The organism is Rhizosphaericola mali (assembly GCF_004337365.2).
In the GTDB taxonomy this organism is placed as follows: Bacteria; Bacteroidota; Bacteroidia; order Chitinophagales; family Chitinophagaceae; genus Rhizosphaericola; species Rhizosphaericola mali.
Genome location: NZ_CP044016.1, coordinates 408,944 through 423,261, shown reverse-complemented (window position 1 = coordinate 423,261; position 14,318 = coordinate 408,944). Strand labels below are relative to the sequence as shown.

Sequence of the window (14,318 nt, the reverse complement as noted above, 5' to 3'; positions counted from 1 at the left end):
ACAGTCTTTTTTACTTAATATGCAGACATTTAAGACAAAAGGGATTGTTTTAAACACCATAAAATATGGCGAAACAAGTATAATTTCCCATATCTATACAGAATTGTTTGGAATCCAGCATTATATTGTTAAAGGTATCCGCAGTTCTAGCAAGCGAAAAACCTCGCAAATATCCTATTTTCAACCCGCTTCTATATTGGATTTGGAAGTATATCATAATGAATTAAAAGAACTTCAATTTTTGAAAGAATTTAGTTGGAATACAATGTTTCGCTCTATTCATTTTGATGTGAAGCGCAATGCAATTGCTTTGTATTGTGCTGAGCTTTTAAATAATTTGGTATCAGAACCGGAAGCAGACATTGATTTTTTTGAAGAGTTAATAGACTTGTTTGTCTATTTGGATCAGGAAGAAAAAGATAGTAAGATAGCCAATATGCCCATTCATTTTACCATAAAAATATTAGAACATATTGGGATAAAATTTAATGGCGTATATGAAAATGAAAATTTGTTCGTTTTAGATTTCGTGGAGGGTGGATTTACGGATACCATTCCACACCATTCGCATTTTTTAGCGTATGAAAAAGCCGCCTATATCACTGAACTTTCTGATAATTTTCATTGGAATAATGTGGCTATTAATAGCAATACAAGAAGAGAAATATTGGATCATTTGCAAAAATTCATTGAAATCCATGTTTCTAATTTTAAAAAATTAAAAAGTTATATCATTTTACAAACCATTTTTAGTTAACAAAATCAACACAATTGATGAAAAAAATCCTTTTTACACTATCCATCTTAACCGCTATTGGGGTAAATGCACAAGACACACGTAAAGACATTCTTAGTGATGCATCTATGACTATTACCAAAGACAAAGCTGATACAACGAGCAAACCATGGCTATTAGGCGGTGTATTAAACTTGAATGGCGCACAAACAAACTTAAGCAATTGGTCCGCTGGTGGTGATGATTATTCATTATCCATCAACGCATTAGCCGATTTGCATGCTTATTATAAAAAAGGAAAACAGAATTGGGACAATATGTTGACCTTCAACTATGGTTATATCAAAACAACCAGCCTTGGGAATAGAAAAAATAGTGACCGTATAGATTTGCTTTCTAGATATGGTTACTCCTTAAATAAAAATTGGGAATTTGGAGGCTTGTTTAACTTTCGAACACAAGCATTTGCAGGTTACACCTACGGAACTACTGATAATGTAACAACAAAAACGTATTCTTCTAATTTCTTTAGCCCTGCTTACGTATCGATTGGACCAGGTTTTACGTACCATCCCACAAACAATAATAATTTGAATATTTACATTTCTCCAGCTTCAGCAAGATGGATTATTGTAAGTTCTAAATTTTTGAACAATCAAGGTTTGTATGGTGTTGATTCAGGTAAAACAATCAAAACTCAAATTGGCGCTTATTTGTCTGCCAATTACACCACTAATATTACCAAAACCTTGAGTTATATTGGTCGTTTGGATTTATTCTCTGATTATTTAGATAAACCTCAAAATGTCTATATGTATATGACCAATATGTTTGCATTGAAAATTTCCAAAATTCTCTCTGCAACATGGAACTATAACATGATCTATGATGATAAAACAAGATTATTTGGACCGACGGGAAAAGGTGCAAGATTACAAACTCAATCCATAATTGGAGTAGGTATCTTATATAAATTTGATAATAAATAAGTTATAAATATTTTTTATACGATTTTGAAAAGCCTTTCCTCTTTAGGAAAGGCTCTTTTATTTGTTTGGCATAAGATTTGAATTTTTCTATATAAAAAATAGATATGAAAAATTTAATATTAACCATAACAATTGCCACTCTTGGTTTCACTGCCTGTAAAAGTAATGATGACTCCACCAAAAATATTGGAAGAGAAGGATTAGTTCAATCATCGAAAGATACTTCCGGCTTTGCAGCGTTCAAGGAAGAACAAGCACAAAAATTACAAGCAGCAGATCGATTAAAAGCAGATTCGTTACAAATTTTAAAAGATTCTATTAAGGAAATTCATAAAGATATCGCGACTGAGAATACTACAGAAGCTAAAAATTCGAATGAATCTTCTAGCAGAGCCGTGGCAAGTTCTTCATCTTCAGAATCCTCTCGTACTACAACAGCAAAAAAGAAGAAAGGCATGAGTAAAGCGACTAAAGGCACAATCATCGGAGCCGGTGCAGGAGCTTTAACTGGCGCATTAGTAACAAAGCATAAAAGAGGTATCGGAGCTTTAGTTGGAGCAGCAGTTGGCGGAGGGACAGGCTATGTAATTGGACACAGCCAAGATAAAAAAGACCAAAATAAGTAATTATAATTCATTTAGTTAAAAGGAAAATACAAATTGTAATTTCCTTTTTTTTATCTACCACATTCAAATAGTATCTTTGCAGAATGGCAAAAGTGTATTTGAATAAGAAGATTGCTCCAAGAATTGCGAATGGTCATCCATGGATTTTTTCTAACGAAATTGCAAATATTGAAGGGGATCATAATCCTGGAGATATTGTCGATGTATATTATGCAGATAAAAGTTTCTGCGGTCAAGGATACATTAATCCAAAATCACAGATTACAGTTCGTTTATTGACTAGAACGCATGATACTATTGATGAGACATTCTTTTACAATAAAATCCTTAATGCTTGGAAATATCGCCAAAGATTGGGGTATATCGAAAATTGTAGGTTAATTTTTGGAGAATCTGACGATTTGCCAGCATTAATTATTGACAAATTCAATGATTATTTTGTCATTCAGACGATGTCTTTAGGTATTGAAAGATGGAAACCCGCTATTATCAGTTCTTTAAACAAAATATTCGCTCCCAAGGGAATCTATGAACGCAATGATGTACCTGTACGTGAATTGGAGGGTATGGAGCAAATTAAAGGTTTTTTATCTGATCCATTTGACACCAAAATTATCATTAATGAAAATGGATTGCAATTTGAGGTAGATATTGAAAATGGCCAAAAAACAGGTTTTTTTCTAGATCAGCATGATAATCGTCGCGCCATTGCTCCTGTGGTAAAAGATGCAGATGTATTAGGTGCATTTACCTATACAGGTACATTTGAAATACATGCAGCACATTATGGTGCAAAAAGTGTTTTAGGGCTAGATATTTCAGAAAATGCAGTTGCTCAAGCTAATAGAAATGCACAATTAAACAAATTGGATCATATCGTAAAATTTGAGGCAATTAATGCTTTTGATTGCTTGAAAAACTGGTCCAAAGAAGGCAAATTATTTGACGTTGTCATGTTGGATCCTCCTGCCTTCACTAAAAATCGTGCACATATCCAAAAAGCTGTTAGTGGTTACAAAGAAATCAATTTGCGTGGTATGAAACTTATCAGAAATGGGGGTTTTTTAGTAAGTAGCAGTTGTACCAATTTGGTTTCTCCTGATCTATTTTTACAAACGATAGAAGCGGCAGCACATGATGCAAAAAAACGTATCAGACAGGTGACATTCCAACCTCAAGCGGCAGATCATCCTATATTACCAGGGATCGAGAATACGCATTATTTGAAATTTTTCATCGCTGAAATCACAGATAAATAGGAAAATATGGGAGAGTATTCAATGGGCGATGCTATGAGAAATTATCTAGAAAAAAGTAGATTAAAAAATGGTCTTCGCACGGCTCAAATAGATGATATTTGGGAAAAAATCATGGGAAAAACCATCGCTAAATACACAGATAAAATTGAAATTATCCAAACGACATTGTTCATTTCGACAACGGTAGCGCCGTTGAAACAGGAAATACAATTTCGTAAAAAACAAATAATTGAGCGAGTAAATGAAGAGATGCAAGGAAAAGTGGTGGAAAATATTGTGATCAGATAACTACATAGTCCAATCTATTACAATCTTCCCAATGTGATTGCTACTCTCCATCAATTTATGTGCCTCTTCAATATCTGAAGGGGCAAATTTTTTGTATACAATGGGCTTAAATTTTCCAGCAATTAGAAGCGGCCAGACATGTAGTTCTATATCTTTTGCTAATGCTTTTTTGAAATCATAATCACGACTTCTCAATGTACTTCCAGTAATGTGCAAGCGCTTAATCATCATTTTTCCGATATTCAATTCCACTTTATTGCCTTGCATCGCATTGATATAGACTAATCGTCCTTCCTCCGCCAATAGATCAATATTTTTATTAAAATATTCACCTCCAATCATATCCAAAACGACATCAATTTTTTCAGTCTTTAATACTTCTTTGAAATCTTGCGTTTTGTAATTGACCACAATTTCCGCTCCAATTTCTTTACAAGCAGTGGCTTTTTCATCCGAACCTACAGTTGTAAAAACCTTTGAACCTAAGGCTTTTGCTAATTGAATTGTCGTGATACCGATACCACTAGATCCGCCATGCACTAGAATATTTTCACCTGATTTTAATTGTCCACGTTGAAATACATTGGACCAAACGGTAAAAACCGTTTCAGGCAAACTTGCCGCCTCGACATAATCAATATTTTCTGGAATAGGCAAACATTGTCCTTCTTTCACTGCTACACGATCTGCATATCCACCACCAGCAACCAATGCGCATACTTTATCACCTTTTTTAAAAAGTGACACGTCATCACCAATTTCAATAATCTCCCCTGCGACTTCCAATCCTGGAATATCCTCAGCTACACCTGCAGGAGCTGGATAGTTACCTTTACGTTGAAATATATCCGGGCGATTAATACCGGAAGCTTTTACATCAATTAAAATCTCATCAGACGCAATAGTTGGATCAGGTCTTATTTGTAATTTTAATACTTCAGGACCACCAAAACTTTCGATTACAATTGCTTTCATAATTTATTCAAATGATTTACCAACTATTACGAGATTTTATTCATCATTGTCTGATTTCGCCTTGTGGCGACGTTCTAATTCAGCCAAAACATCTTTTAACTGAAAACCTTTTGCTTGTAACAATATCAAATAGTGAAATAACAAATCCGCTGATTCACTTACAAATTTTTCATCATCGTTTCCTAAGGCTTCAATGACCGTTTCCACGCCCTCCTCACCTACTTTTTGTGCAATTCGATTCAATCCTTTGTGAAATAAGTAAGAAACGTAGGAATCTTCCGGTTGCTTTTCTTTTCTATCCTTGATAACGCCCTCCAAAGCGGTAACAAATCCCAATTCAGATGGTTTATTTTCCTCATTCCAACAAGTATCTGCACCAGTGTGACAAACAGGTCCAACGGGTTCCGCTTTGATCAAAAGAGTATCGCTATCACAATCCACTTTGATATCTTTCAAAATCAAAAAATTACCACTCTCCTCACCTTTTGTCCAAAGTCTATTTTTGCTTCTACTCCAAAAGGTTACTTTACCTAGCTCATTTGTTTTATTTAATGCTTCTTCATTCATAAATCCAAGCATCAACACTTTTAAAGTCGCTGTATCCTGTACAATGGCAGGAACCAATCCATCTGAATATTTTGAATAATTAACTGTCATTATTTGAATTTTATAAAAATATTACAATGATTTTCTAACCGGAATTCCTTGATCAGATAAATATTGTTTTAAATCACCAATCTCAATTTCTTTAAAATGAAAAATGCTCGCTGCCAAAGCCGCATCTGCATGTGCACCTTTGAATACATCTGAAAAATGTTCCATAGTGCCAGCTCCACCACTTGCAATTACCGGAACAGAAAGATTTTCGGATAATAAACGTGTAATATCCATCGCAAATCCGTTTTTAGTTCCATCATTATTCATTGACGTAAGTAAAATCTCTCCTGCTCCTAATTCAACACCTTGCTTTGCCCAATCCAAACATTTTGTATCTGTTTTTAATCGACCACCATTGAGATAAACATACCATTCTCCATCTTCTTCCTTTTTGGTGTCTATCGCAAGAACTACACATTGGCTCCCGAATTCTTTCGATAACTCACTAATCAATTCTGGCCTTTTGAACGCAGAAGTATTTACCGAAATTTTATCGGCACCATTGTCTAATAAAATACGAACATCTTCAACACTTGAAATTCCTCCACCTACTGTAAATGGAATATTAATATGATGAGATATTTTATATACTAATTCACTCAATGTCTTTCTCTTTTCTACAGTTGCAGTTATATCAAGAAAGACTAACTCATCGGCACCATTTTCCGCATATAATTTTCCTAATTCAACAGGATCGCCGGCATCTTTTAATTCTAAAAAATTGATTCCTTTTACCGTTCGTCCATCTTTAATATCTAAACACGGGATAATTCTTTTAGTAAGCATGTATAACTATTAAAATATGAGGCAATTTACTTCTGATTTTCGAGAATATCGACGATTATAGGCAAAAAAAAGGGCCTGCTTTAGAAAAAGCTGGCCGTTGCTAACCTATGAAAAACACCTATTTTTTTCAGTAAAACTGAAATATTTTAATTATTAAGAATTAACTGTTCGAATTTGAACGACCTATCAATTCTTTTTTTAATACTGATCTATATTTTCGTTCCAAAGTAAAAGTTTTATTTACTCTATTTGGATCTTTTAAAATTTTTAAGAACTTTTTGCTGTAGTTTTTTTTAACTTTAACTACATGTTCATCAAATTTTATTTCATCATTGGGAAACGTTTGTCGAATTGATTGCACATCATTTAAATATAAATTATAAGTGCTCCAAAAAGATTGTGTTTCCGAGGGTTGCAAATTTAAGACTTTAGTTACGTAAGCCATTTTAATAGTTTCTAACTTACTCTTTTGTCCATTGATCCCTTGTGCAGCACAAAGGTAAGTACTAATAACTAAACTAACAAGTAAAAATATCTTTTTTACCATTTTTTTAAGATTTTCTCCTTCTTTCAAATTAGAGAATATCATAGTCGTCAGTTAAGTATTCTTCAATCTCTTTAGGACTATTAGATTGCAACAAATTAGAATCAAAATCATCATACACTGGCAAAGAATATGTTTTATTAGAATTTGTTGGATTTATCAAATAATCAATATTTTTAGATGGTGTATCATTAAGATAATTAGAAATATCTTCCGTGCTTACTTGTGCAATCTCCTCCTTGATATTCATATTATTCATCGCTTCATAAAATTTTTTATTTTCTTTAAAACGAAGTAATACACCACTAGAAACACTAAACATCAACAGTAAAATTGCAGCAACCGAATATTTATTCAAATAAGAAGATATCAAGTTAACCATTTTACCTTTATCCTTGAGCGGAACGGTATGCTCGTTTTCTTCTACTAAATTTTCTGCTATATCTTCCGGGATATTTACTTTAAAATTTTCAAAATAACCAGTAGGTATACCGAAAGGCATTTCTTTGGCAGGAAAAGAAATCAAATCATCTTCATCCTCTTCTACTAAAGAGATTTTACCCTGTATGATACCAGGTAATTCTTCAAAATAATTATTAGGTAATTCAAATGGGACATATTTACCCCATCGCTTTATGTGCAAACTATCTTCTAGTCGCAAAATAAGTTCCAAGTCATATTGATTGGACGGTGTTGAGTAAGGAAGCGTAATGTTGCATCCTGCCAAAATCGGACAAGAAATAGCTTGTAACTCCTCTATAATTAAATCATTTCTATTTTCCATAACAAACTAACATTACTTATTAGATGGTAAAAAGTGTCGAATGTTTAATTATCGATTTCATTTTTTAAAAAAGTTTCTATTTTCTTGGCAGCATGATGATAACTTGCCTTCAGTGCACCTTCACTTGTATGCAAAATTTCACTCATTTTTTCATACGGCATCTCATCATAATACCTCAGATTAAATACAGCTCTTTGCTTTTCGGGAAGACTTTGAATGGCTAATTGTAATTTCCATTCAATTTTTTGAGATTCAAATCCAGGTTCTGCTTTGATTTTATTGGTAAGGTTTTCTTCCATATCTTCAAAACTTGCCGTGCTGCGTTTCTTTTGTTGCTCAATAAAAGTCAAACTTTCATTGGTCGCTATACGATAAAGCCAAGTATATAATTGGCTATCTTCTCTAAAATTGCCAAGTGCATTCCAAACTTTTATAAATACGTTTTGCAAAACATCATCAGCATCATCATGAGATATGACTAATCTCCTGATATGCCAATACAGTTTCTCTTGGTATTTTTTGACAATTGCATTAAAAGCGCTTTCTCTAGTTTTCTCTTGTCTAAACTGGAAAATTAAGCTGGAATCGTCTTGATGCATTAATGTTTGTTAAAAATTTAAAAAACAAACCCGTTATAATAAAGATATATTAAAACGGGCTTATTTGCACTTTATTTTTATAGAATAAATGCTTTAAAAATTAAGCATTTTTTCTAGCTAAAACTTTTTGTACTGCTTCGATAACATTTGGTGTATCCAAACCATATTTTGCTAATAATTGTTCTGGAGTACCACTTTCTCCGAAAGTATCTTTTGTTCCTACTAATTCAATAGGAACTGGGAATTTAGCAGCTGCTACGTGTGCAACGCTTTCACCCAAACCACCCCAAATATTATGCTCTTCAACGGTAACCGCAGCACCAGTTTTTGAGATAGATTTTACGATAGCTTCTTCATCCAAAGGTTTGATTGTGTGGATATTGATAACTTCAACACTGATACCTTCTTCTTCTAAAGCCATTGCAGCTTCAATAGCTTTCCATACCATGTGACCACAAGCGAAGATAGTAACATCTGTACCTTCTGCCATAACTTGTGCTTTACCGATAACGAAATCGCTACCATCTACTGGAGTCCAATTTGGCCATTTTGGACGACCGAAACGCAAATAAACAGGTCCTTTGTAATCAGCAATCGCGATAGTTGCTGCTTTTGTTTGATTAAAGTCACAAGGATTGATTACTGTCATTCCTGGTAACATTTTCATCATACCAATATCTTCTAAAATTTGGTGAGTTGCACCATCTTCACCTAAAGTAAGACCTGCGTGGCTCGCACAAATTTTGACATTTTTGTTACTGTATGCTACACTTTGACGAATCTGATCGTACACACGACCTGTGCTAAAGTTAGCAAATGTAGTAGTGAAAGGAATTTTACCGCCAATAGTCAAACCTGCAGCTATACCTATCATATTTGCTTCCGCAATACCAACTTCAATATATCTGTCAGAGAAATCTTTAATAAAAGGCTCTAATTTAAAAGAGCTTGCCAAATCCGCTGTTAAAGCGATGACATCTTTATTTTTTTTACCTAATTCGTATATTCCTTCTCCGAAACCAGCGCGGGTTTCTTTTTCATTTTGAACTTTGATGGTATCTTTTAGCATATTTCTATTTTTTGCGATTGCAATGTTACTGAAATCTTCGCATTTTTTTACCAACGATGCGAAATTTTATCTCTAAAATTTGGGATTTTATGATTTTTTTGTGGTGTAAATTGGCTATTTACCCAATTTTTGAAGTTTTTGCTCCCATTCCCACGCTGTACGCATCATATCATCCAAATCATATTTTAAATGCCAATTCAATTCTGATACTGCATGATGATTATTTGCATATATTGCAATGACATCTCCGGCACGTCTTGGCCCGATTACATAATTCAATTTTACACCACTAACTTTTTCGAAAGCTTTAATTACTTCCAAAACGGTTACTCCATTTCCAGAACCCAAATTGAAGATTTCGCAATTGGATTTTGATTTTCCTTCATCCATGTATTGGAATGCCAAAGTATGTGCATGTGCGATATCTGAAACGTGGATAAAATCACGTAAACAACTGCCATCTCTTGTATCGTAATCGTCTCCCCAAACTTTCATCTGTGGCAATTTACCGATGGCTGTTTGTGTAACTGCAGGCACTAAGTTTTGTGGCTTTCCTATTGGCACTTCTCCTAATTCTATAGAAGGATGTGCTCCTACTGGATTGAAATATCTTAATAAAATGACTTTGGTATCTTGAGATACTTTGGCAAAATCTTGTAAAATAGTTTCTGCCATTTGCTTTGTAGCGCCATAGGGAGATTCTGCAGGTTTAGTAGGAGATTGTTCCGTTACTGGAATCACATCAGGATTGCCATAAACAGTACAAGAAGAGGAGAATACAAATGCACCAATTTTATATTCACGTACGCATTTCAATACGTTTATTAAGCCAAATAAATTATTTTCATAATATTCCAATGGCAAATCGACAGACTCTCCTACTGCTTTATAAGCTGCGAAATGTATAATACCTGCGATATCTTGGTTTTCTTTAAATACCGCATCTACAGAAGGAAAATCTTTTAAATCTACTTTGTAATTTTTAATTTCTTTACCCGTGATTTTCTTTATTCCTTGCAAACTATCATCTGAAGATTTAGAATTATCATCAATGGATATTACTTCAAATCCATTTTCAATCAAATCTACTACGGTATGCGAACCAATATATCCGCAGCCTCCAGTTACAAGTATTTTGCTCATTTTCTTTTAATTTTTGCGAAAATAAATGAATAATATTTTTTATTTCTGATTATATCGCGAAATCGATTGCGACATTATATCATAGACTTTATCACGTAATTTGTCTAAATCATTTTTGGTATATCCTGTAACAGAAATACTAGGTAAATAAATAGCATTCATTTTTCCTGGATTTAATGAAAATACGCTTGAATAATGTAAACGATCCAATGTGTTTAATATAATAATTGGCTTAATCGGCGTCTGTGTCTCGATTGCCAATTTGAATGCGCCAATATAAAATTCTTTCAAAGGCTTACCCGTTTCATTAAATGTTCCTTCTGGATAGATTAACACCGAGAGTCCTTTTTTTATCGTATTACGAAGATTGATATAGCTTTCTGACCGACGCAAGGCGCTGCTACGATCCACCAAAATCACTGCTTTTTTATAAATAAATCCAAATAGTGGGATTTTGGACATTTCTATTTTTCCTAATATTCGAAAGGGTGTTCTGATCGCAGCTACTGATACAGGGATGTCCATATAAGATTGATGATTGGACACAAATATATAGGACGCATTGGCATCTTCGTTAGTCTCATCTTTTACCCTTAATTTAATACCTATTAAGGTAAACCAAGTTAATGCCCATACGCGCAAAACACGATAAATCAAATTACCGCTTTGAGGTTCAGGAAAAAATGCAAAAACGAAAACAAAAAATGCCACGAAAAGCATTAGAAGGAAAAAAACTGAAAATGCGTAGATGTTGTAAATCAATAGAAAAAAATTGACCAATGCATTGTTCTTTTTCTTCATTCTATTTGACAAATAATTTTAATACAAGGGCAATGACTGCATAGAAACAGGTAACGATAAAAATTCCCTTCGCCGTACTGTCCTTTCTCGTATTGATGTAAATGGTGAATAATACTGCGTTCGCTAATAAGGAAAAGCTGGAGATCGCAGTTATCAAAGGTTTGTGATTCATTAAAATCTGAAAGAATTCTCCTAATGAAAAGGTCTTTGCAAACTTCAGAAAATAATACAAAAAAAGACCGAATACCGGAGCTATAATCCCCAGAATCAGTCCTAATTTGAAATTATCTTTAGTTAAAAACACGTATTATAATTTAAAAGTTTTTTCCAATTTTTCCCTTAAAGGATAATTGGTCAGATCAAATGTTACAGGAACGATGCTCACATAATTATTTTCCAAAGCCCACACATCTGAATCTTTTTGTTTGTCAAAATTAACAAAAGCACCCGTCAACCAATAATAACTTTTGCCAGAAGGATCCTTTCGCTCTTCAAAATTTTCTTCATATTTGGCATAAGCTTGACGGCATATTTTTACCCCTTGAATTAAATTTTCTGGTACAGCAGGAATATTGACATTCAAGCAAGTATGCGGTTCCAACGTCTGTGCTAAAAATGCTTGTACAATTTTTTTCACATATACTTTTGCTGCAGAAAAATCAGCTTCTACACTGAAATCAAGCAAACTAAATCCAATACTTGGAATACCTTCTATAGCTGCTTCCAAAGCTGCAGACATTGTACCCGAATAAATTACATTGATGGAATGATTTGCTCCATGATTGATACCGCTCAAGCAAATAGTTGGATGACCATGTAATACTCTATCCACCGCCAACTTAACACAATCTACTGGTGTTCCATTCACTTGCCAAGCCTCAGCCACATCATCTCCGAAATAAGTCACTTGGCTCAGTCTCAAGGGGTGATTAATCGTAATCGCATGTCCCATACCACTTTGAGGCTTATCTGGAGCGACAACATAAACTTTACCCAAATCCTTGACTGCTTCTACCAAAGCTTTTATACCTGGAGCAGATACGCTGTCATCATTTGTAATTAATATCGTTGGTTTCTTCGCCAATGTATTTTTGTCCAAATTTCTTTTTATTCCTTAAAAAACGATGTTAATTTATAATTAATTATATCAACTGGAAATATTCTAGTAACATTTTCAGTTGATATTAATATCTACAATTAATTATAAATTATTCATTTTCAATTATTAATGATTTATTTATACATTTCTGAACGCAATTGTTTAACTCGTTCATCTTTCAAATACTCGTCGAAGTCCATCAAACGATCGATGATACCATTTGGCGTTAATTCGATGATTCGATTCGCAACAGTTTGCATAAATGTATGGTCATGAGAAGTCAACAACACGATTCCAGGGAAATTCTGACAACTTTCGTTGAACGCTTGGATAGATTCCAAATCTAAGTGGTTGGTTGGCTGATCTAATACGATCACATTTGGATTTTGCAACATCATACGGCTGACCATACAACGTACTTTTTCTCCTCCACTTAATACATTTGTTTTCTTCATGATCTCATCACCGGCAAACAACATTTTACCAAAAAATCCACGTAAAAATGGTTCATCTGCATCCGTTACATGTTCAGGCACATATTGGCGTAACCAATCCAATAAAGTCAAACCTTCTTTGAAAAACTCACTATTTTCTATCGGAAGATATGCTTTAGTAATAGTTGTACCCCATTCAAATTTACCACTATCTGCAGTTGAATTATTATTAATAATTTCGAAGAACTGCGTGATAGCCAATGGATTCTGACTCAAAAAGGCAATTTTATCACCTTTATTTACACTGAAAGATACTTTATCAAATAAGGTAACTCCATCATTCGATTTTTTAAGGTTTTCAACATTCAAAATCTGATTACCTACTTCACGCAACGGTTGGAAGATGATACCTGGATAACGTCTGTTAGATGGTTCGATCTCTTCAATATTTAATTTATCCAAAGCTTTCTTACGAGAAGTTGCTTGTTTCGATTTGGAAGCGTTGGCACTGAATCGGGCGATGAAGTCCAATAAAGCTTGACGCTTGTCTTCCATTTTTTTATTCTTATCCGCAATCTGACGAGCCATCAACTGGCTACTTTCATACCAGAAAGAGTAGTTACCAGAGTACACTTTGATTTTGTGACGATCCACATCCGCAACGTGTGTACAAATAGCATCCAAAAAGTGACGGTCATGACTGACAACTAATACAATATTTTGATATTCAGCCAAGAAATTTTCCAACCAACCAATCGTTTCAATATCCAAACCATTGGTAGGCTCATCTAATAATAGAATATCAGGATTTCCAAATAAAGCTTGTGCCAACAATACACGCACTTTCATATTGGAAGGAATATCTTTCATCAAAGAATGGTGCATATCAGAAGAAATACCCAAACTTGTAAGTAAGCTACCTGCATTACTTTCGGATTCATAACCACCCATTTCTCCAAACTCGGCTTCCATTTCGCCAGCACGCATGTAATCGTCTTCTGAAGCTTCAGGATCTGCATAGATCGCATCTTTTTCATGTTGCAATTTCCACAATTTCTCATGCCCCATTAGAACGGTATTGATAACTGTCTCATTATCAAATTCAAATTGGTTTTGTTTCAAAAACGCCAATCTCTCTCCTGGAGAAATTTCTACAGAACCTTTATTTGGCTCAATATCACCACTTAAAATCTTTAAAAAAGTTGATTTTCCTGCTCCATTTGCCCCAATCACACCATAACAATTTCCTTTAATGAAATTGATATTTACTTCATCAAAAAGCACGCGTTTACCATACGCGAGCGACACATTTTTTGCACTAATCATTCAGTAAAATAGTTTTTTTCGCCATTGAATCTTGCGCGCGAAGGTAATTGATATAGTTTACATTATAAAAGGAATGTCAAGAAGATAATATTTGGCATTTTTCCGATACTTTATCTTGATAAAAAGCAACCAAAAATCAAAGTCGTAGGAAGGCATGTTCCTATGGTATAGCAATTTTTATTAACTCAAAATAGAAATATGAT

Annotated in this window: 16 protein-coding genes; 5 read left to right on the top strand and 11 right to left on the bottom strand. The window is 34.0% G+C overall.

Annotation, left to right across the window (positions count from 1 at the left end):
- Nucleotides 1–19 precede the first annotated feature (19 nt).
- The 5 genes from recO (at nt 20) to E0W69_RS01785 (ending at nt 3,898) form a co-directional block, all read left to right on the top strand.
- Entirely contained in the window at nt 20–757 is a 738-nt protein-coding gene (gene recO, locus E0W69_RS01805; protein ID WP_131328324.1) for a DNA repair protein RecO, read from the top strand.
- Between the two features lie 17 nt (nt 758–774).
- Nucleotides 775–1,725, top strand: coding sequence for a DUF3078 domain-containing protein (locus tag E0W69_RS01800; RefSeq protein ID WP_131328323.1), 951 nt, complete (start codon nt 775–777; stop codon nt 1,723–1,725).
- A 104-nt stretch (nt 1,726–1,829) separates the two neighbouring features.
- Nucleotides 1,830–2,351 (top strand): glycine zipper domain-containing protein, encoded by a 522-nt coding sequence (locus tag E0W69_RS01795; protein WP_131328322.1) that lies wholly within the window; start codon nt 1,830–1,832, stop codon nt 2,349–2,351.
- An 83-nt stretch (nt 2,352–2,434) separates the two neighbouring features.
- Nucleotides 2,435–3,610, top strand: a complete 1,176-nt coding sequence (locus tag E0W69_RS01790; RefSeq protein WP_131328321.1) for a class I SAM-dependent rRNA methyltransferase — start codon at nt 2,435–2,437, stop codon at nt 3,608–3,610.
- Between the two features lie 6 nt (nt 3,611–3,616).
- Nucleotides 3,617–3,898 carry a DUF721 domain-containing protein gene (locus E0W69_RS01785; protein ID WP_131328320.1) on the top strand — a complete coding sequence of 94 codons (282 nt, stop codon included), beginning with the start codon at nt 3,617–3,619 and terminating at the stop codon, nt 3,896–3,898.
- Here the strand turns inward: E0W69_RS01785 and E0W69_RS01780 are convergent, their stop codons facing one another.
- From E0W69_RS01780 to E0W69_RS01730, 11 genes are all read right to left on the bottom strand, one after another.
- Nucleotides 3,899–4,873 (bottom strand): NAD(P)H-quinone oxidoreductase, encoded by a 975-nt coding sequence (locus E0W69_RS01780; protein ID WP_131328319.1) that lies wholly within the window; start codon nt 4,871–4,873, stop codon nt 3,899–3,901. It abuts the gene before it with no gap.
- A gap of 36 nt (nt 4,874–4,909) precedes the next feature.
- A complete protein-coding gene (hisIE, locus tag E0W69_RS01775) occupies nt 4,910–5,530 on the bottom strand; it encodes a bifunctional phosphoribosyl-AMP cyclohydrolase/phosphoribosyl-ATP diphosphatase HisIE (RefSeq protein WP_131328318.1) in 621 nt (206 codons plus the stop codon).
- A gap of 21 nt (nt 5,531–5,551) precedes the next feature.
- Complete coding sequence (gene hisF / locus E0W69_RS01770) at nt 5,552–6,316, bottom strand: imidazole glycerol phosphate synthase subunit HisF (protein WP_131328317.1); 765 nt, start codon at nt 6,314–6,316, stop codon at nt 5,552–5,554.
- 160 nt (nt 6,317–6,476) lie between these two features.
- The gene (locus E0W69_RS01765; protein ID WP_131328316.1) at nt 6,477–6,890 is read right to left on the bottom strand and encodes a hypothetical protein; all 414 of its coding nucleotides are present in this window, start codon (nt 6,888–6,890) and stop codon (nt 6,477–6,479) included.
- A gap of 1 nt (nt 6,891) precedes the next feature.
- Nucleotides 6,892–7,644 (bottom strand): hypothetical protein, encoded by a 753-nt coding sequence (locus E0W69_RS01760; protein WP_131328315.1) that lies wholly within the window; start codon nt 7,642–7,644, stop codon nt 6,892–6,894.
- Between the two features lie 44 nt (nt 7,645–7,688).
- Nucleotides 7,689–8,243 carry an RNA polymerase sigma factor gene (locus E0W69_RS01755; RefSeq protein ID WP_131328314.1) on the bottom strand — a complete coding sequence of 185 codons (555 nt, stop codon included), beginning with the start codon at nt 8,241–8,243 and terminating at the stop codon, nt 7,689–7,691.
- Nucleotides 8,244–8,343: 100 nt separating this feature from the next.
- Nucleotides 8,344–9,312 carry a transketolase family protein gene (locus E0W69_RS01750; protein ID WP_131328313.1) on the bottom strand — a complete coding sequence of 323 codons (969 nt, stop codon included), beginning with the start codon at nt 9,310–9,312 and terminating at the stop codon, nt 8,344–8,346.
- A gap of 114 nt (nt 9,313–9,426) precedes the next feature.
- Nucleotides 9,427–10,455, bottom strand: a complete 1,029-nt coding sequence (galE, locus tag E0W69_RS01745) for a UDP-glucose 4-epimerase GalE (protein ID WP_131328312.1) — start codon at nt 10,453–10,455, stop codon at nt 9,427–9,429.
- 39 nt (nt 10,456–10,494) lie between these two features.
- On the bottom strand, nt 10,495–11,256 hold the full coding sequence (locus tag E0W69_RS01740) for a lysophospholipid acyltransferase family protein (RefSeq protein ID WP_131328311.1): 762 nt from the start codon (nt 11,254–11,256) through the stop codon (nt 10,495–10,497).
- A 307-nt stretch (nt 11,257–11,563) separates the two neighbouring features.
- Entirely contained in the window at nt 11,564–12,355 is a 792-nt protein-coding gene (gene surE / locus E0W69_RS01735) for a 5'/3'-nucleotidase SurE (protein WP_225321359.1), read from the bottom strand.
- Nucleotides 12,356–12,489: 134 nt separating this feature from the next.
- On the bottom strand, nt 12,490–14,115 hold the full coding sequence (locus E0W69_RS01730) for an ABC-F family ATP-binding cassette domain-containing protein (protein ID WP_131328310.1): 1,626 nt from the start codon (nt 14,113–14,115) through the stop codon (nt 12,490–12,492).
- Nucleotides 14,116–14,318 lie beyond the last annotated feature (203 nt).